The 22951-nt window shown below is 42.5% G+C and carries 15 protein-coding genes; 3 read left to right on the top strand and 12 right to left on the bottom strand.

The annotated features are described in order from the left end of the window. Nucleotides 1–119: 119 nt before the first annotated feature. Nucleotides 120–788 carry a ClpP family protease gene (locus C4S61_RS16740; RefSeq protein ID WP_103925954.1) on the top strand — a complete coding sequence of 223 codons (669 nt, stop codon included), beginning with the start codon at nt 120–122 and terminating at the stop codon, nt 786–788. Nucleotides 789–792: 4 nt separating this feature from the next. After that, a complete protein-coding gene (clpX, locus tag C4S61_RS16735) occupies nt 793–2019 on the top strand; it encodes an ATP-dependent Clp protease ATP-binding subunit ClpX (protein WP_103925953.1) in 1227 nt (408 codons plus the stop codon). 32 nt (nt 2020–2051) lie between these two features. On the opposite strand, the gene lpxB is transcribed toward clpX, so the two are convergent. The 12 genes from lpxB to C4S61_RS16675 all read right to left on the bottom strand — a co-directional run bounded on the left by lpxB (nt 2052) and on the right by C4S61_RS16675 (nt 19059). Beyond that, nucleotides 2052–3161, bottom strand: a complete 1110-nt coding sequence (lpxB, locus tag C4S61_RS16730; RefSeq protein ID WP_103925952.1) for a lipid-A-disaccharide synthase — start codon at nt 3159–3161, stop codon at nt 2052–2054. Nucleotides 3162–3201: 40 nt separating this feature from the next. Continuing rightward, entirely contained in the window at nt 3202–3582 is a 381-nt protein-coding gene (locus C4S61_RS16725) for a four helix bundle protein (protein WP_103925951.1), read from the bottom strand. A 51-nt stretch (nt 3583–3633) separates the two neighbouring features. Further along, entirely contained in the window at nt 3634–4053 is a 420-nt protein-coding gene (locus tag C4S61_RS16720) for a 6-pyruvoyl trahydropterin synthase family protein (RefSeq protein ID WP_103925950.1), read from the bottom strand. Between the two features lie 103 nt (nt 4054–4156). Then, entirely contained in the window at nt 4157–4858 is a 702-nt protein-coding gene (locus C4S61_RS16715) for a hypothetical protein (RefSeq protein ID WP_103925949.1), read from the bottom strand. Beyond that, nucleotides 4859–8173, bottom strand: a complete 3315-nt coding sequence (locus C4S61_RS16710) for a S8 family serine peptidase (RefSeq protein WP_160111263.1) — start codon at nt 8171–8173, stop codon at nt 4859–4861. 307 nt (nt 8174–8480) lie between these two features. Next, nucleotides 8481–9302, bottom strand: coding sequence for a DUF4843 domain-containing protein (locus C4S61_RS16705; RefSeq protein WP_103925947.1), 822 nt, complete (start codon nt 9300–9302; stop codon nt 8481–8483). Nucleotides 9303–9316: 14 nt separating this feature from the next. Next, entirely contained in the window at nt 9317–10750 is a 1434-nt protein-coding gene (locus C4S61_RS16700; RefSeq protein ID WP_103925946.1) for a RagB/SusD family nutrient uptake outer membrane protein, read from the bottom strand. A gap of 16 nt (nt 10751–10766) precedes the next feature. After that, the gene (locus C4S61_RS16695; RefSeq protein WP_103925945.1) at nt 10767–13748 is read right to left on the bottom strand and encodes a SusC/RagA family TonB-linked outer membrane protein; all 2982 of its coding nucleotides are present in this window, start codon (nt 13746–13748) and stop codon (nt 10767–10769) included. 474 nt (nt 13749–14222) lie between these two features. Further along, the gene (locus tag C4S61_RS16690) at nt 14223–16145 is read right to left on the bottom strand and encodes an OmpA family protein (protein ID WP_103925944.1); all 1923 of its coding nucleotides are present in this window, start codon (nt 16143–16145) and stop codon (nt 14223–14225) included. A 4-nt stretch (nt 16146–16149) separates the two neighbouring features. Then, a complete protein-coding gene (locus tag C4S61_RS16685; protein ID WP_103925943.1) occupies nt 16150–16800 on the bottom strand; it encodes a 7-carboxy-7-deazaguanine synthase QueE in 651 nt (216 codons plus the stop codon). A gap of 122 nt (nt 16801–16922) precedes the next feature. Then, nucleotides 16923–17360 (bottom strand): GNAT family N-acetyltransferase, encoded by a 438-nt coding sequence (locus C4S61_RS16680; protein WP_103925942.1) that lies wholly within the window; start codon nt 17358–17360, stop codon nt 16923–16925. Nucleotides 17361–17469: 109 nt separating this feature from the next. After that, the gene (locus C4S61_RS16675; protein WP_103925941.1) at nt 17470–19059 is read right to left on the bottom strand and encodes a zinc-binding metallopeptidase family protein; all 1590 of its coding nucleotides are present in this window, start codon (nt 19057–19059) and stop codon (nt 17470–17472) included. Between the two features lie 297 nt (nt 19060–19356). Between C4S61_RS16675 and C4S61_RS16670 the strand changes: the two genes are divergently transcribed. Further along, nucleotides 19357–22287: a leucine--tRNA ligase gene (locus C4S61_RS16670; protein ID WP_103925940.1), complete on the top strand. Its 2931-nt coding sequence runs from the start codon at nt 19357–19359 to the stop codon at nt 22285–22287. Nucleotides 22288–22951 lie beyond the last annotated feature (664 nt).

Here is a 22951-nt window from a genome sequence, read left to right as displayed (position 1 = left end):
CTAAGCGGATTCGAAGGCCATTTCCTGTAAATGGGATCACATTTCGACTACGCTCATTGTGACAATCGTTGCTAATGAGACAGCCTCTTTTATTTTTGTTTACAACAACAAACTCAATAATGATAAGCAAAGAAGAATTCAGAAAGTACGCCATTCACAATCAAGGCGTAAGCGGGACGGCATTTGACCAATATACCCAGCACATCGAAAACATGACCCGGTCTGTAATCGAGGAAAGACCTCAGAATTTTAGAGAAATTGACGTTTTCTCCAGATTGATCATGGACCGGATTATTTTCCTGGGCACAGCAGTAGATGATCACATTGCTAATATTATCGTCGCACAATTGCTTTTTCTGGAATCAGTTGATGCCAAGAAAGATGTGCTGCTTTACGTGAATAGCCCGGGTGGAGTAGTGACAGCAGGTTTGGGAATCTATGATACCATGCAATACATTGGTCCGGATGTAGCAACAATCTGTACAGGAATTGCAGCCTCTATGGGAGCGGTTCTTTTAGCAGGTGGAGCAAAGAACAAACGATCTGCTCTAAAGCATTCCAGAGTGATGATTCACCAGCCTTCCGGCGGAATGCAAGGTCAGTCGATTGATATGGAAATTTCCTTGAAACTTATTCTTTCAATGAGATTGGAGTTATACCAGATTTTGGCAAAACATAGTGGCAAAACATACGAAGAAATCGAGCGCGATTCGGACCGGGATTATTGGTTGAAAGCTCATGAAGCCAAAGAATACGGCTTGATCGATGAAGTTTTAGAAAAAAAATAAAAAAATGGCTCAAGTAACCTGCTCCTTTTGCGGCAGAAACAAAAAAGATGTAGATCTGATGGTATCGGGTATTTCTGCCCATATCTGTAATTTCTGTATCGAACAAGCTCATCTGATCCTCGGTGAGGAAGATAAAACCAAGAAATCCGGGGCTACAAAACCTAAGTTTAAACTTAAAAAGCCAAAGGAACTTACAGCTTATCTTGACCAGTATGTCATTGGACAAGATGAAGCTAAAAAGGTACTGACAGTAGCAGTTTATAACCATTATAAGCGTCTTCAGCAAAAAGACGACCATGATGAAATCAAGATTGAAAAATCAAATGTCATCATGGTCGGTGATACCGGTACCGGAAAAACCTACTTGGCCAAAACTCTGGCTAAAATACTTGAAGTGCCATTTTGTATTGCTGACGCTACAGTTCTGACTGAAGCAGGCTATGTTGGAGAAGATGTGGAAAGCATTCTGACTCGACTTCTTCAGGCAGCGGATTACAATGTGGAAGCTGCAGAGCGTGGAATTGTTTACATCGATGAGCTGGATAAGATTGCCCGCAAGTCGGATAATCCTTCCATCACACGTGACGTAAGTGGAGAAGGCGTACAGCAGGCCATGCTAAAGCTTCTTGAGGGGACAATGGTCAACGTACCACCTCAAGGTGGCAGAAAGCACCCGGATCAGAAAATGATCGCTGTAAATACGGAAAATATCCTGTTCATCTGCGGAGGGGCATTCGACGGAATTGCCAGACATATCGGTAAACGGCTGAATACCCAACCCATGGGCTTTGCCAAAACCAGCGAAACTCCTCAGGCAGATCGCGAGAACCTACTTCAATACGTTACTGCACAGGACTTAAAAGCTTTTGGCTTGATTCCGGAGCTTATTGGGAGACTTCCGGTTTTAACTCATTTGGATCCGCTTCATAAAGATGCGCTAAAACGAATCTTGACTGAGCCTAAGAATGCTTTGGTGAAGCAGTACACCAAGCTTTTGGCAATGGAAGGTGTACAGCTAAGCTTTGAAGATAGCGCTCTGGACTTCATTGTGGACAAAGCAGATGAATACAAGCTTGGAGCAAGAGGACTACGGTCCATTTGTGAGGCAATCATCACGGATGCGATGTACGAGTTGCCTTCAGACGACACGATCAAAGTATTAGTGATCGATGAAGAATATGCACGGTCACAATTTGACAAATCAAAATTCAAGCGACTTCAGGTTGCATAAAATTCTAAACCCTGCTTTATCGAGGCAGGGTTTTATTTTTTCACCGAATCCAGAATCAACCTTGCGGTAGTTTCAGAAGCTGAACCTCCCCCTATTCTTTCCTGAATCAAATCGTAACCCTGAAGCATTTCTCCTTTATAGGCCACATTAGTAAAAATCCGATTCAACTCATTTTTCAGATTTTCAACCGAAAAATCATCCTGAATCAGTTCTTTAACGACCTCTTTTCCAGCGATCAGATTAACCAAAGAAATATAGGGTACGCGGATCAGGTTCTTGGCGATCCTATATGAAATTGAGGAAGTCCTGTAAACCACAATCTGCGGAACCCGGAATAGTGCCGTCTCCAAGGTGGCTGTTCCGGAGGTCACCACAGCAGCAGTAGCGTGACTAAGCAAATCATAGGTTTGGTCAATGACAACCTTAATTTCAGCAGCCCTTGCCGGGTCATAAGCGGCAGAAGGAAGACTTCCTACTCCAGCGATCACAAATTGCGCATTAGGAAACTCCCTGACCAAAGCAACCATTCGGTCAAGCATCGCATTGATCTCCTGCTTTCGACTTCCGGGAAGCAATGCAATAATAGGCTGGTAGTTCAGTTCATTTTTCTGAAAGAAAAAATCATGCGGTTTAAACTTGCGGATTTCGTCCAACAGCGGATTTCCCACATAGTGAACTTTCATGTCATACTTTTCAAAAAACGCTGGCTCAAAGGGAAGAATGGAGTAAATCTGATCCGTAAATGCTTTTAGCTTCAGGGCTCTTTTCTGATTCCATGCCCAAACTTTTGGAGGAATGTAATAGTGAACGGGGATGCCATTTTCCTTTGCGAAAGCAGCAATTTTCATGTTAAATCCCCCATAATCAACCAAAATCAGTGCATCCGGTTGATAAGCCAATAGATCTTTTTTGACCAGGTTGAGGTACTTCAGAACCTTTCGAAAGCCTAAAACCACTTCCAGAAACCCCATCACAGCGACTTCGGAATAATCTGCAACCAACTCTACTCCCGCTACTTTAGAATACCCCCCTCCCATTCCCCGGAACTGAACTTCTTGATTTAGATTTTTTAAAGCCAATACCAAGTTGGAGGCATGTAAATCCCCGGATCTTTCGCCGGAAATGATGTAGAACTTCGTCAATTTTGTAAATAGTGAAAAGTAAATGGTAAGTCCCTATAGCTTATGGTTTAAAACAAAACTTATCAGCTTTTGCCATCATTGCATTTAACTTGTTATTTATTTGATCACATTTCGAAACAATAGAATGCATTTCTTCAGATGAAACTAATTCACAATCATGTGCCACCTCAATCCAATGTCTAGTTTCATATTGTTCTGCATCTCCATCCGTTAATTTGGAAATAAAGTGATTAATGTACCTCCTTTTGCCCCAAGCCTCAGCTATTTGACCTCCTATTGATCTGGAGGCTCTTCTAATTTGATCGGTCAATGAAAATCGCTCTTCAATTTGAAATTTCTTTGACAGGAGGTAAACTTCCTTTGCTAACTCTCTGGAAAGCTTGTACACCTCCAATTCATAATAAAATTGAACAAACGACATAACATATGTGAGTAAACAACTCACTTTTTACAACTCACTATTTACAAAAAATCACCCACCGTAATACTCCACAAAATTCCTAGGGGTTTCGTAAAGTGTCAGCTTATACAGACCGCCATGAGGGGTGATTTCCTTAACTGCAGGCTCAAGGATTTTCCAGAATTCCATAACCAAAATTTCACAACTTGCCATTTTGCCTGCCATGAAGTCGACATCGACATTCAGATTTTTATGATCGACTTTATCGATCACCAGTCGTCTGATAACGGTACTCAATTGCTTCAAATCCACCACAAATCCGGTTTCGGGATCAGGAAGGCCTTTTACAGTAACAATCAACTCAAAGTTATGTCCATGCCAATTGACATTAGCACATGGTCCGAATACCTCGAAATTCTTCTCCTCAGACCATTTTGGATTCCAAAGCTTGTGGGCTGCATTGAAATGTTCTTTTCTGCAAACGTGGATCATCTACCTTATAATTCGCCACAAAGTTAGGGAAAAAGAATAGCTATAAGAAATAACAGAAAAGGTCAAAAACGAAAATGCCCAGCATGTACCGGGCACTTTGTGATTAAGCTTTGTTGAGTTCGGTGAAAAATAAAACCAAATGATCTTCTCTACTCAGATCCAGTTTACCTTCCTTGATGATTTGTTTCGCTTTGTCTTGATCACCAGGGTCCAGTGCCTTCACAATGGCATTGGTACGGTTCTTCACATTGACCACATCAAAATTTGAATTAATCAGGTAGAAGGATTCTTCAAACACAAACATTCTGCCGGCGGTCGGTGCATAGCTGTTTTTTGGAGGCGTTACCAAATCCGAGTAAAATTTTCTGACCAAGGTATATTTTTTTCCTTCTGCCAAGACATTCACCAAGTCCATTGGTCCTACTCCTTTGATGTTGTCATACCCTTTTTTGAACAGTAGGTTAGGTAACAATCCTTGGACAGGACTTTGAGCAATAAGGATTGATGGGCGCTGAAGGACTACATATTCCACATAATCCTTATTTAGGTAAATGGTGTTTCCGGATTCATTTATGACTTCAAGTTCATTGTCATGAATATTGAAGCGATATGCTACATCTTCTTTAAGTCCGGCATTCGTAGTTCCAATGTCGGCTTTTGCCCAATCAGCAAACAGGTATGGAGATCCATCAATATCGCTGTAAGGAGTCAAACGCAAAGGGGCGCCGTTAAGATCAATATTTGAAATCTGAGCAATAGCTCCTTGCGAAAAAAGAATGGCGACGAGAATTAATAATTTTTTCATTTAATGCTTGATTAACTTTTTGTGTAATGATAATGAGTTGGTTTCTATTCTTAATATGTACAATCCTGCTCGGCTTGGAAGTGTAATAATTTCGGAAAATTCAGCACTGTTTTTCCCAGCACTTCGAGAGGAATAAATCCTACCGGCCACGTCTACAATCGAAAACTTGATCGGCCCTTTGTATTCATTGTTTACCCTAACAATCACCTGATCATAAGAAGGGATGGGACCTACAAAAATTCCAAATCTACTCAGATCTGGCTCCGGCAATGCTGATATTATCACGGGATCAGAAATCCTGTTACAGGAAGCATCAAAGATTGCGACCTGATAAGAGCCATCGTCCTCAGCTACAAAACTGCGTTGATTGGCCCCGGCTACGGGCTGACCATTTTGGTACCATTGATATGAATCTCCCGGCTGCTGCGAAGTCAATTGGCTTCCATTAATTACGATCACAGGTTTTGAAAGATCGTTTGCAGAGATTTCAACCTCTTCAATAAATGATGTGGAACCCATACTATTGGAAATGGTTAATTTCACCGGGTAAATTCCAGGAGCATCAAATACGAATATCGGATTTTCCAAAGTGGACGTAATTCCCGGCCCAAATTCCCAAAGGTAAGTTGAAACTGCTCCTTCGCTCTGATTTTCAAAATTTACAGCAGCACCCACGCAGGTAAAGGTAGATTCGAACTTGGCAAATAACACCTCCTCACAGTCTTGACTTAACCAACCGCTTGCATTTTCAATTGTCGCACCAGTTCCCAAATTGACAATCCCCTGACCTGTTTTATTGACATTGATTACATTCAGGTGGTCTAGGCAAAGCTTTTTGTAAACATCAAATAAGAGCATACTTCCTTCTGTCAACCCAGAGATCAACGCTTTGGATTGTGAGGAAGCAGTTGAAATAATACCATCTAATACGGTGAAGGTTCCTACCTGTGAAAATTCAAGCGCACTTCCAGCTCCTAGTTCGAGCGACTCCACTTCCACTGACGTGCTTCCCAAAACAACCTTTCCGTCTTTTATTTCAAGATTTTCAATACCATCACTTATCAATTGAAGTGTACCGGAAAGGGTTTCAAGGTTTGAAAATTCAACAGCAGAGGAATTGGAAAATTGTCCTGTGCTACCTTCGAACTGAGCAGTAAGCCCTTCTTTAAGCTGAGCTACAGAATTGACAGTTAGTGATTCTGAAAATTTCAAAGTTTCAAAGTTCCCTTCCAAATTTCCCTCGGCTAGGATTTGTATTTGTTTTGCTTCCAAAATAGGCATATCAAACTTGACGTAGGTATTGACTTCTACTTCATCAAGTTTAGAACCCGATATCACGCGCCAGTTTCCACCATTAAATTTCAATTGGGTATTCTCGAATAAGGTCTGCCCAAACTCAACCAAGAGCTCATTTGTGCTTTCAGAATCAAAAACTATAGCACCATTTTTTATCTCTGTAATCTGATTACTGACTCTAAAACCATTTGAAACCACAAGAGGCTGAGATTTCAAATCAAGCGTAAGAAGTTGATCACCAAACACATTGACACTAAATGCATTTGAAGCCGATGTCACATTTACTGTTATATTTTGACCGGCTGGACCATCAAAAACAACTCGTGTACCTGTATCCGGGATTTTCCCGGCAGATGAGCCATTTGCAGTGAAGGACCATTTGGTCGGATCATTCCAATCGCCGTTAGCTCCACCTATCCAATAAAGTGTTTCCTCTGCGCCGTCCACAGCCCCGGAAGTAAACACAAGAGAAAATGGCTGCATGCCAAAAGTCAAGTCACCTTTGTGCGTGACTTTTACGATGTATTTTTTTGGAGAAGGGGAGGCAATAAGTACCTTTTCTACGTTGTCTCTAAAATTATCTGTATTCTGAACACCTCTTGCTGCAGATCCCAAGGCAGGATTTAATGTCCAAGGGAAAAACTCAACTCCATCCTCATCGAAGATTCGTAGGTCAAGATCATTAACCAACATCAAATCGGTAGGGTCCACCTCTGATCCTGTCGGGTTTCCAGCAGGATCTGTCCAGGCGATAGTTGCACTGATTGGCGTAATTCCATCAGAGACAATTTCATATTGGTAAGTAGCCCCTTGATCTAGGATTAACTCTCGAATTAATTTGCTACCTCCGTCTTCATTCAAAATCAACTCTGCTGAGGCTTTGGCATCCAATAACCCCCAGCCATACATGTAATCGGGCCCGGGAGCTGGTCCCGCTTCTTTGGCGGTATGAATGGCTAGGGCCTTTACTGTAGACGCTAGCATAAATTTCCCTGGATTCCGCTCTCCATATAATTGCTGTAAAAGAAAAAGAGAACCAGTCACATTAGGGGCAGACATAGATGTGCCACTAAGACTCGCATAGGAATCTTGATTTGAGGCATTAATAGAAGAACTAAATACATTCACTCCCATTGCAACCAGGTCCGGCTTAATTCGTCCATCATCAGTTGGGCCCCATGCAGAAAATCCACTCACTGCGACCGAATTGGGGCCAGTGTAGTCAAGAACTTGAGATACTGCTCCTACGGTGATATTGTTTTTTGCCACTCCTTCAGGGCCTATCGTATCCTCCGGACCGTCTGGTGGACGGGTTCCATCTCCTCGGTCATCCCGGTCATTCCCTGCAGACCAAACCACAGAATAATAAGGTCTGGAATAAATCAATTCATCAATAGCCTGGGACTTATTCGAATAAAATCCGAATCTCCAGTCTTCTTCAGTGCTAATTGATGGATTTCCAAACCATGTCCAATTTGCTCCATCTCTTCTCCAACCCAAAACCACCCCATAAGAATGATTGGAAATCAACATTCCTGTAGGCTTGGAAGTCGGCTCATAGGCATTTGCAAGCATTTTTGAAATATCCGCCTCCCAATTGAAGGCCCAACCTGTTGCTTCGTATGCCATACCCCTTGCTCCAGAATTAACTCCCGATGCCATAATCGTCCCGGTCACGTGAGTGGAATGTTCACTTAATGTCTCAGTCGAACCATCTACCTGAGTGAGTCTCGTCCCAAATTCAGAATGGTCTCTTTTTGGCCGGGTTTGGTCAAAAATCCCAACTACCAGACCTTTTCCGGTCAAATTCAAACCTAAGGAACCTCCAGGCTGTAAATGGTTGACGCCAGTAGTGATAGCAGCATTGACATTATGTGGTTCAAAAATTACAGGGTAACCTGATTCATCCAAATACTGAATTTTAGAAAAATATCCATCTGCTAAGGATAGTCCTCCCTGTTCTTTTAAAAATGGAAAACTGTAGGTATTTAAAGGTTTGGAAAGCCTGAGTAAATTCATACTACCACGGAGATTTTGCTCAGATTGAATTTTTGCTTTATCCCATTTAGCTTGAAGCGATTGATCAACCTGTGAATAGGCAGTTGCAGTGAAAAATAAAATCCCAACCACGAACAAAATAAATTTGCTGATTTTTAAATACCTCTCCATATTATCTTTCTCTTTCTAGTCAAACTCAAGCCCTAGTCCTAGCCGAATTTACTTCACCCAAAAATATCACTTTATTTAACACTCCTAAACTCTTATTCGTTAACTTTTGCAAAAAAAAAGGAGGGAACAATCCCTCCTTTTCGATTAGTTGGTCAGATTACTTTTTAACTAATGTAGTCGTTCCATTTATGTTGTTGTTTGGATCTCTCCAATATACAACCATGGTTTCTGTAGCTGCATCATAGGAACCAACTGTAGGTTCTACAGTAGGCGCGGAAATTACAAATTCAGTTTGTCTGGACTGGACAAATGTTAGTGCATTACAATTATCAGAATAGATAGCTTCCTGAATAGTACCAAAGCCAAAAGCAGCGTAAAGTCCAGCTGAAATATCAGATACAACATATCGACCATTTCCGAGAGGACTAACCTTTACATCAGCAGTAAATGTACCAAATCTGGAAACACTTGTCGCCGCCCAAACATCTGTTTCAACAGATATATTTGATGGACATACGACTCTAATGTTGATCGCAAGATCTGCATAGTTTGGAGACAATTCGGCACCGGTAGCAGATTCCATAACCAATTTTAGCTGTGGAGTTTCAGAAGGCTCGATATTTCCTGTCAAGATTGTGACAGGAAAGTTAGCCACAAACTCACCGGCTGGAATAGTCACTGTGTTAGAAGCCAATGAATAATGTACACCATTGACTGCTGTTGAAGTTGGATCAACTCCAATGGTCACCGTAATAGCACCAGAGCCATCAGTAGAAACCCGATTCACCTGAACCTGAACTAAGTCCGTTTGGGTATCGCTTTCTCTAATTTGAGTCGCTGTTAAGCCATTAGGGAGATTTCCCGCATTAAACTCAACCTGATTTACTTCAATAAAGACATCAGTTCCCGGATCATCAAAGCAAGAAGTCGTTGCCATAGCGGCAAACATAACTGCGAAATAGATATATAACTTTTTCATTTCTAATTTTAATTTTAGTTATAGCCAGGATTTTGCTCCAACAGCTCGTTCAATTGTAACTCTCCAGTAGGAAGCGGAGCAAGAAGTCTGTAATCACTGTAAGGTACAGCTTCAAATCTGCCCGCTTTTGTGATATCCATTCCATTTCGCTTTAGATCAAACCACCTATGGCCTTCCAAGACAAATTCTTTTCTTCGCTCATTCATGATTTCGGCGAAGAGCGCATCACCGGCCAGGTCAGCTGCAACCGCATCAAGTCCTCTGTTTGTTCTCAATGCATTAACATCAGCTCTTGCACCTGCGGCATTTCCGGTTCTGAAACGTGCTTCAGCTCTGATCAAGTAAAGTTCAGATGCTCTAATGATAGGAAGATTTTGAAGGAAATCACCTTTGGCTCCCAACCACTTGTTAGATCTGTATACTGTACCAGAAGATCCTGTTCGGGTGGTTGCAGTCCAGGCATCCTTTCTTACATCACCGTCTTCGTAAGAATCGTACAATTCGTCGGTAACAGTAAGTATGAATTGAGCACTTGGAAATACATTAGCTGTAAGCGAACAAACTGAATTATTCACACCATCTACACCACTCCAGTCATTGGATCTGATTTCGATTTCGAAAAGAGATTCCGGATTAGGAAATGTAGAAAATGCAGATACATAATTTTCAGGAGTCAAAAGACCTGTACCTTCATCGGTCAATCCGAAAGAAGCCATTGCCTGCGTAGCCATTGCTTCCGCTTCAGCAAACTTAGAATCATACAAGTAAACCCTAGCAAGTAATGCCTGAGCTGAACCTTTGCTAGCTCTGTATACGCCTACAGATCCTAGAGCGGCATCTGGTAATCCGGCAATTGCTGCCTGAAGATCAGAAATGATCAAATCATACACCTCTCTATTGGTAGCTCTTGCGCGAAAATCAGCATTAGAAAAACCCAAAGTGGGCTCAGTTCTGATTATTACAGCCTTGTTAAATCCTCCTACTTCTTTGCCTGGCTCATAGCCATAAATACGAGCAAGATCAAAATAGTGAAGCGCTCTTAGGAAATGTGCTTCTGCTTTTACTCTGGTCTTCAATGCAGCATCTCCTTCAGAACCATCGATACCCGAGATAACGATATTCGTATTATTGATGGCTGACCAATACCCTGTATTCCAAACTCCGATATGGGCTCTGTCAGCATTAGCTTCCTGACCGATGTATCTACCCGTATTGGCGATAATCCGAAGATTGTCAGCCATCACGTCCGGTGCAATCATAAACTGTTGCCCATAAGAGTTAAATCCTCTGGCATTTCCATAAGTTGAGAAAACCAATGATTGATATCCTGTAGCATTAGCAAATGTAATCTCAGGAGTCAAGCTTTGTCTTGGAGTCACATCAAGGTCTGTACAAGATCCTGCGATCAATGCACTTCCAAGAATGAATGTTCTTATTATATTTTTCATGTCTTAATTTTCTGGATTAGAAGGTTAAGTTAACACCAGCAGAGAATTGTCTCGGGTTAGGATATCTACCAATTGATACCAATCCAACAATGCCGACAACCTCAGGATCCTGACCTTGGTACTTAGTGAAAGTGGTTAGGTTCAATCCTTGTACAAATGCGGTAATACCTTTCATTCCAATTTTTGCAGCAGCTGAACTTGGCATGGTATAGTTCAAGGTAACCTGCTTCAATCTGATGTAACTTCCGTCACTCAAGAATCTGGTTGAGAAAGTATTGATAGCGGATGTACCTGGAGCTTGGCCACCTTCGTAAGGTCTTCCTACTGTTTTTACATCACCTGGGGTTTTCCAATAATCCAATTGATTAGTTCTTAAATTACCAGTTCCAGATCCCCAGTTCTCAAGGTTAAACTGATCTTGATTTCCCGCTAGGTTTCCAAATTGTCCTTGGAAGAACACTTCCAAAGAAACTGGTCCATAACTGAATGAGTTAGTTAATCCACCATAGCTAGTTGGTAAACCGCTACCGATATATCTCAAGGTAGACTCTCCCACGATATAAGTAGGGTTATTGTCTGCATCAGCATACAATGCACGTCCGTTGGCCGGGTTAACACCCAAGAATTGGTGTGTATACCAGAATTGAATTGGCTTTCCTACAATCAAGGTATTACCGATTCTATCCAATCCGTCATAAAGTTCAAGTAACTCATTCTCCAAGAATGTGATGTTGAAGCCTGTGCTCCACTGGAATTTACCAGCAACAATGTTCACAGTTTGCACATCAATATCCACACCTTGGTTTCTTAGCAAACCAGCATTTCTGGTGATTGATCCGAAGCCAGAATCAACTGGAAGTGGTGTGTCAAATAGAAGTGAGGAAGAATTTTTTCTCCAGAAATCCACTGTAGTGATGATTCTGCCATTGAATATTGTTGCATCCAAACCGATGTTGAAGGTTTCTGCTTCTTCCCAAGTTAATAAGTCATTACCTAATTGGGACAATGCTAATGCACCTGAACCTAAATACTGGCCAGTATTGCCTACTAGAGTTCTGGAGGCAAAGTTGTCAATTTCAGAGTTACCGGTGATACCGTAAGAAGCTCTCACTCTTAAGTTGTCCAACCAAGTAAGTCCTTGCATGAATCCTTCGGAAGAAATTCTCCATCCAACGGAAGCAGCACCAAACGTACCCCATTTATTTTGCTCTCCAAATCTGGAGTGACCGTCTCTTCGGATTGTAAAGTCAGCGGTATACCTGTCGTCATAATCATACTTTGCTTGACCAAAGAAACCTGCTCTTTTGTACTCGGTAAAGTTTCCACCAACAGAGAAAGGAGTGGCTGCATTTTGAAGGTAAAGAAGACTTGGATCTGCGAATCCACGACCAGTTGCGTTAATGATTTCTCTTTGAAAGCCCTTATATTCAAATCCTGCAATACCAGAAACGGTATGCACATCATTGAACTTCTTGCTGAAATTGAAATTGTGGTTGGTATTGTAATTCAACCTTCTGTCATCTTGGAAGAAGGCGGAACCTCCATAGGAGGAGAACGCTGGAATAGTGCTTGGACGGTTGTTTTGATCTCTGGTATCAGAGAAGTCAACTCCAAAATAAGAGGTCCAGCTCAACCATGGCGTGATTTGATAATTAGCCTGAAGGTTAGAGACTGACTGTGCTGCAATACCTTTTCTCACTTCTTGGAATACACCTTGTACAATATTGTAACCGAAATTGTGTGCTGAAGGATATGGAGCAAACGTTCCATCTTCGTTGTAAATAGGCTGATTTGGTCTCATGGTGAAACCTGCAGAGAAAGGACCATTTACGAAGTTTCCGTTAGCAATTGTACCATTGGTTTTTTGCACAGCAAGAGATAAATTGGCGGATACAGTCAGCTTTTGGTTCGGTCTGTGAGTAATATTCAATCGACCTGTACCTCTTTCATATTGAGACTGGATGATTTGACCTTCCTGTTTTGTATAGGCTCCTGAGATGTAGAAGCTAGTCTTCTCATCACCACCAGACATACTCAAATCATATACGCTTAAGCGAGCATCTCTGTAAAGTGCATCTACCCAGTCATAGGATTGAAGAGCTGGATCTTCGGGATTACCATAAGCTGCCGCTGCGTTAGCTGGGTTAAGACCTGCATTGATAAATGCATCTCTTTTGATCCCGGCTAATTGGGATGCATTCATTACCTCATAAAGGTTTAAAGGCTGTACAATACCTTCCTGAATGGAAATTTTGGTTTGAGTAGCACCTTTTTTACCTTTTTTGGTAGTAATCAAAACCACACCGTTGGCAGCTTGAGCTCCATAGATGGAAGCAGCCGCTGCATCTTTCAATACCTCAATGGACTCGATGTCATTAGGGTTGATGGATGCAAGTGGGTTTTGTTCGCCTTGAGTGGAAGTAGATGCTCCACCACCAAGCTGCACACCATCTACAATATAGAGTGGATCGTTTCCAGCGTTGATGGAACCCACACCACGGATTCTTACATTAAGCGTACCACCTGGCTGACCAGAGGTAGAAGTAACCTGAACACCCGCAATACGACCCTGCATCGCACGATCAAAGGATTGCATCGGTAGGTTTTCAAATACCTCACCTTTCACTGATGAAATAGCACCAGTGATTTCTCTTTTTGACTGATCACCATAAGAGGTGATTACAAATTCAGAAAGAGACTGAACATCAGGCTGCATGGCAACATTGATGGTCGTCTGATTCCCGATCGTTACTTCCTGGGAAGTTAAGCCCACGAATGTAAAGACCAAAACATTGCTTCCGGCGGGAACACTAATGGAATACTTGCCATCTAAGTCTGTGGCAGTACCAATTGTTGTTCCTTTCACCAGAACTGTTGCTCCTGGTACGCCCATGTTATCCTCGACGGAGGTCACGGTACCAGTGATCACGCGATTCTGCGCAAACGCTAACGCGCCGGCAAAGAAAAGCATGAGTCCTAGAAGTAAAACTTTCCTCATATTGGTTAGATTTTGGTTTAATAAACTCAATGATATTTCTAAATCTTGAATATCTCAAACGAATACAAGGAATATCGCAGAAAAGTTTTGAGTCTTTTTCGAACGAAAAAACTACGATTATCAGCTAATTCAGAACAATATTCTGATTACAATGATTCGAACAATTTTAACAGACTATTATTTTGAAAACGCAATGTTAACAAAAGTTAATTTGTATAAAAAAAAAATTAATATTCTTGAAAAATTGCAATTCAAACGAAAACCCTATCTTGAAAAAAAAAGTTCATAGTCCAATTTTTAGGAATTCATAATGATTTAACATGAAAGAATTCAAACCAAATAAAAAGTTGGCTATATAAGATTTAGATTTATATTTTGTATTTAATGTATAGACAAATGATATATAAATAAAAAATTAAACGCCAGTCTTTTATATATATAAATAAGCTCCAATTCAAAATTTAATTCCGTCTATTATAAGATTTTGATCGTAATTCTCCTGTTCAGTGCCTGATTCTCCGGGCTGGAATTTGGCACAAGCGGTTCCTTGTCTCCTTTTCCCTCCACCAACACTCTTCCGGGGTGAAGTCCCGCCTCGACCAGAAATTTCTGAACACTTCTAGCCCGCTGCAAACTCAAGGTTTGATTGTAGTTTTCATTGCCGATATTATCCGTATGGCCGGATATCAAAATATTAACATTGGCATTTTCCAATAGAAACTTTTGAAGCCGGTGGAGTGAGGTCAAGGATTCCGGCTTCAAGTCAAATTTATCAAAATCAAAAAACACATTTTCGAACACAAACGCTTCCCCTGATGCCACCGGGGTAAGTTCCACCTTCAGGTCTTTTACATTCTGAATTTTATCGCGTTCCACGTTGTATATTTTTGGGAGAAATCCCTTTTTCTCCACATAAAGCCCAGAAACGGCATTTTCAGGATATAACATCAAAAAATCACCTGTCCTACCATCTGATTGGAATTGATAGAGCGTGCTGTCGTTGGTAAGAGAGACGAGCGATAGGGTCGCATCAACCGGCTGCCCTGTTTTAGCATTGAACACTTTCCCCTCTGTGACAGTGAGGTTTTCTCCCAGATAAATTTCCTCCGGAAATTTGAATCGATAGAGCAGGGAGCGATCGTTTTCTTTCTCTTCGTTTGTAAGCTCTGTATAATAGGCGTAGTCTTTTTTTGCAGTGATGAAAAGAGCAACCTGCTCCAAATGATCATTGATTGGAAGCCCGAGATTTTCCGGCTCTTGAAAATCCCCCCTTTCCACCCTGGAAAGAAAGATATCCATGCCTCCAAAACCCTGATGCCCGTCCGAGGCGAAAAATAGAATTTCATTATTAAAAAATATAAAAGGTGAAATTTCATCTTTTGGGGTATTTACTATACTTCCGAGATTTTTGGCATCTGACCACGATCCGTCATTTTGCCGGACAGTGTACCAAATATCATTTCCTCCATATCCACCCCTTCTATTTGAAGAAAAAAACAAAATCCGACCATCTGCCGAGAGTGAGGGTTGGGAATCCCAAGACCGGGAATTGACCCTGGTGCCCATGTTGGTTGGCCGTTGCCAGTCACCATTCATTTTGTACGCGATATAAAGGTCACAGCTACCCTGTGAATCCGGAGCATCACAGGATGTGTAGATGAGGATTTTACCGTCAGCAGTCACTGAGCAGGTACCTTCATTAAAAGGTGAATTAATCGTCTGAGCCAGACTTTGCGGTTTGGTCCAATTTCCATTTTCATCTAAATATGCCGTGAAAATATCTTCCTTGTCAAAATTCCCCGTGCCATCTCGTTTGGTAAAGAGGATCTGTTCTCCATCAGCGGTCAAGACCGGAAAATATTGCAGTTGGAATTCATTTAAAGGTGATTCCAATTTTTCTTTCGCTATTGATCGTACATCTCCAAGTTCTTGTCCCAAAAAATCCATCTGAACCTTCATTTCATTGTAATACATTGACTTTTTGAAGGCTGCATCAAAAAGCGGGTCTACTTCCTGAAACTGCCGGTAAGCCTCTGTGAATTTTCCCTGCTTCAAATACAGATTGGAGAAAAGCCAACCAAAATCGGCCACATGTTTAGCAGTAGCATTTTTCCCGCTCAGTTTTCCTTTTCCAGTCAGCGCGATTTCCTCTGCCTCCTTTAGTTTGCCTTGAGTGATCATCAACTGAGAAGCCTTGACATATGCTTCCAAAAACGATCCCTCCCGGGCAATAGCCGCCTGATACTTTTCAATCGCCTGATCATATTGCCTTGATAAAGTCAAATCCTCTCCTTCTTGAAAAAGCTTAATTGCCCGGCTATCCACAATAGAATACGTCTGTGCCTCAGTCTGGAGGACTACAAAAAAAACAATCAGGAAAAGGAAAACAGGGCGCATGAACTCAGGGGATGTCCATAAATTTATGAGTTTGGAGCGAAATATTCCATTTTGGCCGATTTTTAACATAGTCAATAATCTCAGGCGTAAACTTGGCGGCCCTGCTCCATTCGGGTTGCAGTCTTAATTCACAAGTCGACTTTACCAATTTTGCATGTTCTTCTGCAAAGCCAAAGTCACTTTTGTTGTAGATGATTACTTTCAACTCGTCTGCTTCAACGAAGATGGAAGGATGTGGTTTTTTGAATTTTTTGGGAGAAAAGCAAACCCAGTCAAAATCGCCTGAAAAAGGATGCGCTCCGGAAGTTTCGATATTGGTCGTAAAGCCTTTTTCCTTCAAAAGCTTAGTCAATGGATCCAAATTATAAAGCAAAGGCTCTCCTCCGGTGATCACTACCAATCTTCCAGGATAAGCCAAAGCTTCTTCAACAATTTTCTCAATCGACAAAACAGGCCATTTGGCTGCTTCCCAACTTTCTTTTACATCGCACCAGACACAACCGACATCACAGCCTCCCAGCCGGATAAAATATGCGGGATGTCCGGTAAATCTGCCTTCTCCCTGGATGGTATAAAATGCCTCCATGATTGGAAGCTGCAGCCCAGCGGCTACGAGTTCTTGGGTAGTCGGCACTACCGGATCGAGCGTGTTCATGAATTTTTGGTAAAGCGGGAGATTCCACCGCTGAATGAGGGGTCAAAGGTAGTTTTAAAGTGGGAAGGTTGCAAAGTTTAAAGATTTTGTCCTCCACCTTGCGACTTTGCCACTCCAGAACTTTACAACTCCTTCCTCATCACCACCCGATAATCCTCCACCCCACCCTTTCGAATGACTTGGATGATTTTGAAGCCTCTTTTCAATCCAAGAGAAATCATAGCCGGGAAGCGATTTCGGGTTTTGAAGTAAATCCGCTTAAATCCTTTTTCCATAGCCCAAGTCTCTTGGTATTCAGCCAAAGCAGCTGCAACGCCCACCTTGCGAAACTCAGGCCTCACTCCTCCCATCCAAGAATAAAAAGTATCGGGTGAAGGATCTTGATACCCGACTTTGAATCCGAGCAATTCACCATCTTTCTCTGCAATCAAAGCCAAATAAACCCGATCATTCAACCGCTCAGTATAAAACTCCAAAGAAGCCTTTCCCGGAAATTCAGGAATACGTTCATGTAGCCAGAGAAGCTCATCAGGAGAAGCTTCGCGGATTTGATAGTTCATCGAATTGGAAATTTATAAAATTGAAAAATTGGAAGATTACTGAAACCTCCAAGGATCTAATAGTGCCCTGTTCCTGGGAAATTTTTCAATCTTCCAATCTTGAAATTTTTCAATTCTTTTTGACCGTCGGATACGTCACACCCAACTGCTCCAAATACGTGTCATACTTCGTCTCGTCGTAGTAGAATTTCTCCAATTCAGGACGGAAACGATTCATGATTTCAGAGTTCAGGTAGATCGGCGGCGCATCGTCCTTGGTGATCATCGGCTTGTAGGTTTCCTCTTGGGTCTGCACATTTTTGAAATAATCCCAAGCTTGGTCGACCAATTCAGGTTGCAGCAAGAAGTCCATAATCGTCATCGCCTCAGCTTTTGCACCTGCTGTCACACCTTTATGGGCGATTGGTGTCGCCATCGCTATCGCATTGCTCCAGTGGTGACCCGGCAAGCCGGGAATATTGGAAGGAAATCTCAAAGTCACTGTCGGCACCACCCAAGATACGTCTCCAATATCATCCGAACCGCCGGAAACCAGCTCCTTTACGGGAAGTCCAAGCGTATCCAGTTTCGTCGGCATGCCTTCTTCTTTGGAGCCCAACTCTTTTTGAACAGCTTTGGCTAGAGTCTGATCATTTTCATCCCAAGCCGGTAAGCCTACCTTAAGGATATTTTGATACATTTTTTCGGCAATCACTTTATTAAAGTGTCTCGGCCAGGCGGTTCCCAAAACCTTGGAAGTCATGGTCGTACCCGTCATCAAGGCTGCGCCTTTAGCTATGTCATTCGCTTGGGCATACATTTCCATGATTCCGTCATACTTCACATCACGGAAGTAATACCATATCGAAGACTTGGAAGGCACCACATTCGGCTGATCTCCTCCATCGGTGATCACCGAATGCGATCTTTTCAAAGGGTGCAAATGCTCCCGCTTGTAATTCCAGCCGATATTCATCAATTCCGTCGCATCTGCCGCACTTTTTCCTCTCCATGGCGCACCCGCAGAATGAGCTGCATCACCGGAGAACGTATATTCCACTGAGATTAAACCCGTCCCTGAAGCCTGACCATAGCTCACACCCAGATTGTTAGCCACGTGTGTGAAAATACACAAGTCAACACCTTCAAAAAGTCCATCCCGAGTATACCAAGCCTTTGCAGCTACCAATTCCTCAGCGATTCCCGGCCAAAGAACAAGCGTTCCTCCGATATTTTCCCGCTCCATGATTTGCTTTACTGCCAAAGCTGCCGTGATATTTAGCGGAATTCCTGCATTGTGACCTTCTCCATGTCCGGGAGCACCCTCGACCATGGGTTTATGATAGGCGACCCCGGGATATTGGGAAGCTTTTGGAATATTATCCACGTCTGAACCCAAAGCAATCACAGGTCCATCCCCATTTTTCCATGTGGCAAACCAGGCCGTCGGAATCCCGGAAACACCCCGCTCGATGGTGAATCCATTTTGCTCCAGGATTCCGGTCAGGTATTTGGAAGATTCGATTTCCTGAAAACCAAGCTCCGCAAAGCTGAAAATCTTATCCACCATCACCTGACTTTGTTTGTGATTGGCCTGGACGATTTGAGCGGCCTCTGCTTTCAGTGCTTCGATTTGCTTAGGCGTGTATTTCTTTTGTGCCAAAGCTGAAAAGGCAAGACTTCCCGTTAGGACAAGGATTAATACTGTTTTAATTCTCATAAGGTGGTGGTTTTGTAGAGATGGAAAATACTAAAAAGGAACATGCATAAGAAATAAAGTTGACCAAAGGAAAGAAACCATGGCTGAGAGGAATTGGAAATTTGACTACCAAAGCCGCCTGATTTTTCTATTTTTGCAGGCGTTTAGCAGAAAAATCTAAAAATCGGCAAAGGACGGAAGACCACGGAGGGAAGACCGAAGTGGCCTGAATCTTGGATTTGAACCTTGCTTTTCCTGAGAATCTCAATCTTGGGACAACAGAAACGATAAAAACCAATAGCAAATAAAAACCAAATCATGGCGGAGTACAACTTCAGGGAAATCGAACAAAAGTGGCAGGAATTCTGGAAAGATAAAGGCACTTTCAAAGCAGAAGTGGATCCCAATCGTCCTAAGTTTTACTCCCTCGACATGTTCCCTTACCCCTCCGGTGCCGGACTGCACGTCGGTCACCCACTGGGATACATCGCTTCGGATATTGTATCCAGGTTCAAAATGCTCAAGGGCTTCAATGTCCTCCACCCAATGGGCTACGATTCTTTTGGTTTGCCTGCGGAGCAGTATGCCATCCAAACCGGGCAGCATCCTGCCATAACTACCGAGCAAAATATCACCCGCTATACTGAGCAACTAAAAAATATCGGTTTCGCCTTCGATTGGGACCGGGAAGTGCGAACTTCTGATCCGGCCTACTACAAGTGGACCCAGTGGATTTTTATGCAGCTGTTCAACAGCTATTATGACCAAGAAGCCGATAAGGCTTTGTCCATCGGTTCCTTGATTTCAAGATTTGAAAAAGAAGGAAACGCAAGCATCAAGGCAGTTTGCGATGACGATACTCCGACTTTTACCGCATCCGAGTGGGATGGATTTTCTGAAAAAGAAAAGCAGGAAATGCTCCTGAAATACCGCTTGACCTTCCTGGCCGAAACCACCGTCAACTGGTGCGCGGCATTAGGCACCGTACTATCAAATGACGAAGTAAAAGACGGCTTCTCCGAAAGAGGTGGTCATCCTGTGGAACGAAAGAAAATGATGCAATGGTCCATGCGGATCACTGCCTATGCAGATCGCTTGCTCCAAGGACTCGAAAAAGTGGACTGGTCCGAACCAATCAAAGAGATGCAGCGCAACTGGATCGGAAAATCCATTGGTGCTGAAATGGTTTTTCAGGTCAAAAATTCGGATAAATCCATCAAAGTCTTCACCACCCGAATCGACACAATATATGGGGTGACTTGTTTGGCTTTGGCACCGGAATCTGATCTGGCTGCTGAACTAATCACTGAAGAAGAGCGCGCGACTGCCGAAGCCTATATTAAGGTCGCCAAAAACCGCTCCGAGCGGGAGCGAATGAGTGATGTGAAGACGATATCAGGAGCATTCACTGGTTCGTATGCAATCAATCCATTCAACGATGAAGAAATTCCAATCTGGATTGCGGATTACGTATTGGCGGGTTATGGAACAGGCGCGGTCATGGCCGTTCCTGCTCATGACGAGCGGGATTACAACTTTGCAAAGCACTTCGGTCTGGAAATCCGCCAAGTGATCGAAGGGTCGATGGAGAATGGATCTTTCCCAGGAAAAGGCGGCTTGATCATCAATTCAGGCTTTATCTCCAATCTCTACATGAAAGAAGCCATGGAAAAAGCCATCGAATTCTTGGAAGAAAAAGGGATCGGAAAAGGCAAAATTCAGTTCAGAATGCGCGACGCAATCTTCACCCGTCAGCGCTATTGGGGCGAACCGCTTCCTGTTTATTTCAAGGATGAACTTCCCTACCTAATTGATGAAAAAGACTTGCCTTTGGTGCTTCCTGAGGTGGATAAATATTTGCCTACCGAAGACGGTGAGCCACCACTCGGTCGGGCCAAAGACTGGACTTACAAAACTGCCGATGGAGAATATCCTTTAGAATTGTCCACCATGCCGGGTTGGGCAGGGTCAAGCTGGTACTTTTTCCGCTACATGGATCCGAAAAACGATTCTGTGTTTGCAGATAAAGCCAAAACCGACTATTGGGGCGCGGTGGATTTGTATATCGGAGGTTCCGAACACGCAACCGGTCACTTATTGTATTCCAGATTCTGGACCAAGTTTTTGTATGATTTGGGTGTGGTGAGCATTGACGAGCCTTTCCAAAAGATGATCAACCAAGGGATGATTCAGGGAAGGTCGAATTTTGTGTATCGGCTGAAGCCGTTGTTAAAAGGAGGCGGTGAAGGTAATCCTGAAGAAAAAGCCATTCTTCCAATGATTTTCGTCTCAAAAGGTATTCACGAAAAAATTCAAGGAAAATCCCTTAATGAAGCGGAAAAGACAGAAATCGAATTGAAATTTAAATCTATTTTTGAAAAGCTAAATCCACAAATAGATTATTGGGGGCTCCTAAAAATAGACACTTCCGCCATGCACGTGGACGTGAATATCGTCCACAATGATCAACTAAACCTCGACAAGTTCAAAGCTTGGAGACCTGACTTGGCGGATGCGGAATTTATCCTGGAAGACGGCAAGTACAGCTGCGGAGCCGAAGTGGAAAAAATGTCCAAGTCCAAGTACAACGTGGTCAATCCAGACGATATCATCGAGCGATACGGGGCTGACACATTGCGATTGTATGAAATGTTCCTCGGCCCTCTGGAGCAGTTCAAGCCTTGGAATACCAATGGAATCGACGGGGTGTTCAAGTTCCTGAAAAAACTCTGGAACCTGTATCATCCCGGATCAGGAGATTTCGCAGTTTCTGATGCCCCAGCGAGCAAAGAAGAACTGAAAGTCCTGCACAAAGCCATCAAAAAGTTGGAAGAGGACATGGCTAATTTCTCTTTCAATACTTCTGTCTCCAGCTTTATGATCTGCGTCAATGAGTTGACCGCTTTGAAATGCAATAAGCGGGAAGTGTTGGAACCTTTGGCGATTTTGGTTTCGCCCTATGCTCCGCACATCGCTGAGGAACTTTGGGCGCTACTAGGTCATAGCACCTCAATCACGACAGCATCTTTCCCAGAATTCAACGAAGAATATCTGGTCGAAAGCAACTTCGAATATCCGGTGATGATCAATGGCAAGATGCGGGCAAAGCTAAATCTCTCCCTTTCACTTGCGGTATCAGAGATCGAACAAGCCGCTCTGGCCGATGCCAACGTTCAAAAGTGGCTGGAGGGAAAAGCACCCAAAAAGGTCATTATCGTACCGGGTAAGATTGTGAATTTGGTGGTGTAGATTCGGTTGAGATTTAGGGATTAGGAAACGAAAAAGTCTTTACAAATAAGCAAGCAAAGGGAAACAGACTGGAAGACCGAAGACCGAAGTGAGATTACTTAATTCTGGACTTCTCCTTCAGGTTTTCAATTTGAGATTTTAAGTTTAAAATGGGCCAAGGAGTTATTCTTTTGGCCCATTTTTTTTATGTCTCCCGCAGATTACCGCTGATTCAGTGCGGTGATTTTCGCAGATTTTTTCCTAATTACTCACAATTCATGAATTGAAAGTCTCCAAAAACTTTAAAATCTGCGAACTTCTGCGAATTTTTCAGCGAACATCTGCGGGAGCAAATTAGTCTTTGGGATTAGTTAAAAAATAAAGTCAAACTAAAAAAAAAGCTCATTTTGATGAAATGCCCATGAGAAAAATTCTCACACAGGAGGATGATTATTCGGAGCATTCTCCCGATAAAGATCGGGACAGGCTATGTGACCATAAAAAATCAAATTATAAACACATGAAATTGATCCCTTTTATCCAAAGGTTGAGGCTTTTTATTGAGCATTTAAGCTTATTATCTAAACATTGAGGCTTTTAGCCCGGACATCGAGGCTTTTTGTATGAACGTTGAGGTTTTTTACTGTAATTTTTATATAAAAAATCTAAAAAGTACAATTATTTA

Origin of the sequence: Algoriphagus boritolerans DSM 17298 = JCM 18970 (assembly GCF_900108085.1) — a bacterium.
GTDB classification, from domain to species: domain Bacteria; phylum Bacteroidota; class Bacteroidia; order Cytophagales; family Cyclobacteriaceae; genus Algoriphagus; species Algoriphagus boritolerans.
This window is presented reverse-complemented; position numbering and strand designations above follow the sequence as displayed.

What these genes read in the sequence shown, in the direction of transcription:
- C4S61_RS16720 (WP_103925950.1), bottom strand. Translation starts at nt 4,053, where the DNA reads ATGATCCACGTTTGCAGAAAAGAACATTTCAATGCAGCCCACAAGCTT.
- C4S61_RS16675 (WP_103925941.1), bottom strand. Translation starts at nt 19,059, where the DNA reads ATGAGAATTAAAACAGTATTAATCCTTGTCCTAACGGGAAGTCTTGCC.
- C4S61_RS16670 (WP_103925940.1), top strand. Translation starts at nt 19,357, where the DNA reads ATGGCGGAGTACAACTTCAGGGAAATCGAACAAAAGTGGCAGGAATTC.
- C4S61_RS16705 (WP_103925947.1), bottom strand. Translation starts at nt 9,302, where the DNA reads ATGAAAAAGTTATATATCTATTTCGCAGTTATGTTTGCCGCTATGGCA.
- C4S61_RS16680 (WP_103925942.1), bottom strand. Translation starts at nt 17,360, where the DNA reads ATGAACTATCAAATCCGCGAAGCTTCTCCTGATGAGCTTCTCTGGCTA.
- C4S61_RS16700 (WP_103925946.1), bottom strand. Translation starts at nt 10,750, where the DNA reads ATGAAAAATATAATAAGAACATTCATTCTTGGAAGTGCATTGATCGCA.
- C4S61_RS16715 (WP_103925949.1), bottom strand. Translation starts at nt 4,858, where the DNA reads ATGAAAAAATTATTAATTCTCGTCGCCATTCTTTTTTCGCAAGGAGCT.
- clpX (WP_103925953.1), top strand. Translation starts at nt 793, where the DNA reads ATGGCTCAAGTAACCTGCTCCTTTTGCGGCAGAAACAAAAAAGATGTA.
- C4S61_RS16685 (WP_103925943.1), bottom strand. Translation starts at nt 16,800, where the DNA reads ATGAACACGCTCGATCCGGTAGTGCCGACTACCCAAGAACTCGTAGCC.
- C4S61_RS16740 (WP_103925954.1), top strand. Translation starts at nt 120, where the DNA reads ATGATAAGCAAAGAAGAATTCAGAAAGTACGCCATTCACAATCAAGGC.
- C4S61_RS16690 (WP_103925944.1), bottom strand. Translation starts at nt 16,145, where the DNA reads ATGCGCCCTGTTTTCCTTTTCCTGATTGTTTTTTTTGTAGTCCTCCAG.
- C4S61_RS16710 (WP_160111263.1), bottom strand. Translation starts at nt 8,173, where the DNA reads ATGAATTTACTCAGGCTTTCCAAACCTTTAAATACCTACAGTTTTCCA.
- C4S61_RS16725 (WP_103925951.1), bottom strand. Translation starts at nt 3,582, where the DNA reads ATGTCGTTTGTTCAATTTTATTATGAATTGGAGGTGTACAAGCTTTCC.
- C4S61_RS16695 (WP_103925945.1), bottom strand. Translation starts at nt 13,748, where the DNA reads ATGAGGAAAGTTTTACTTCTAGGACTCATGCTTTTCTTTGCCGGCGCG.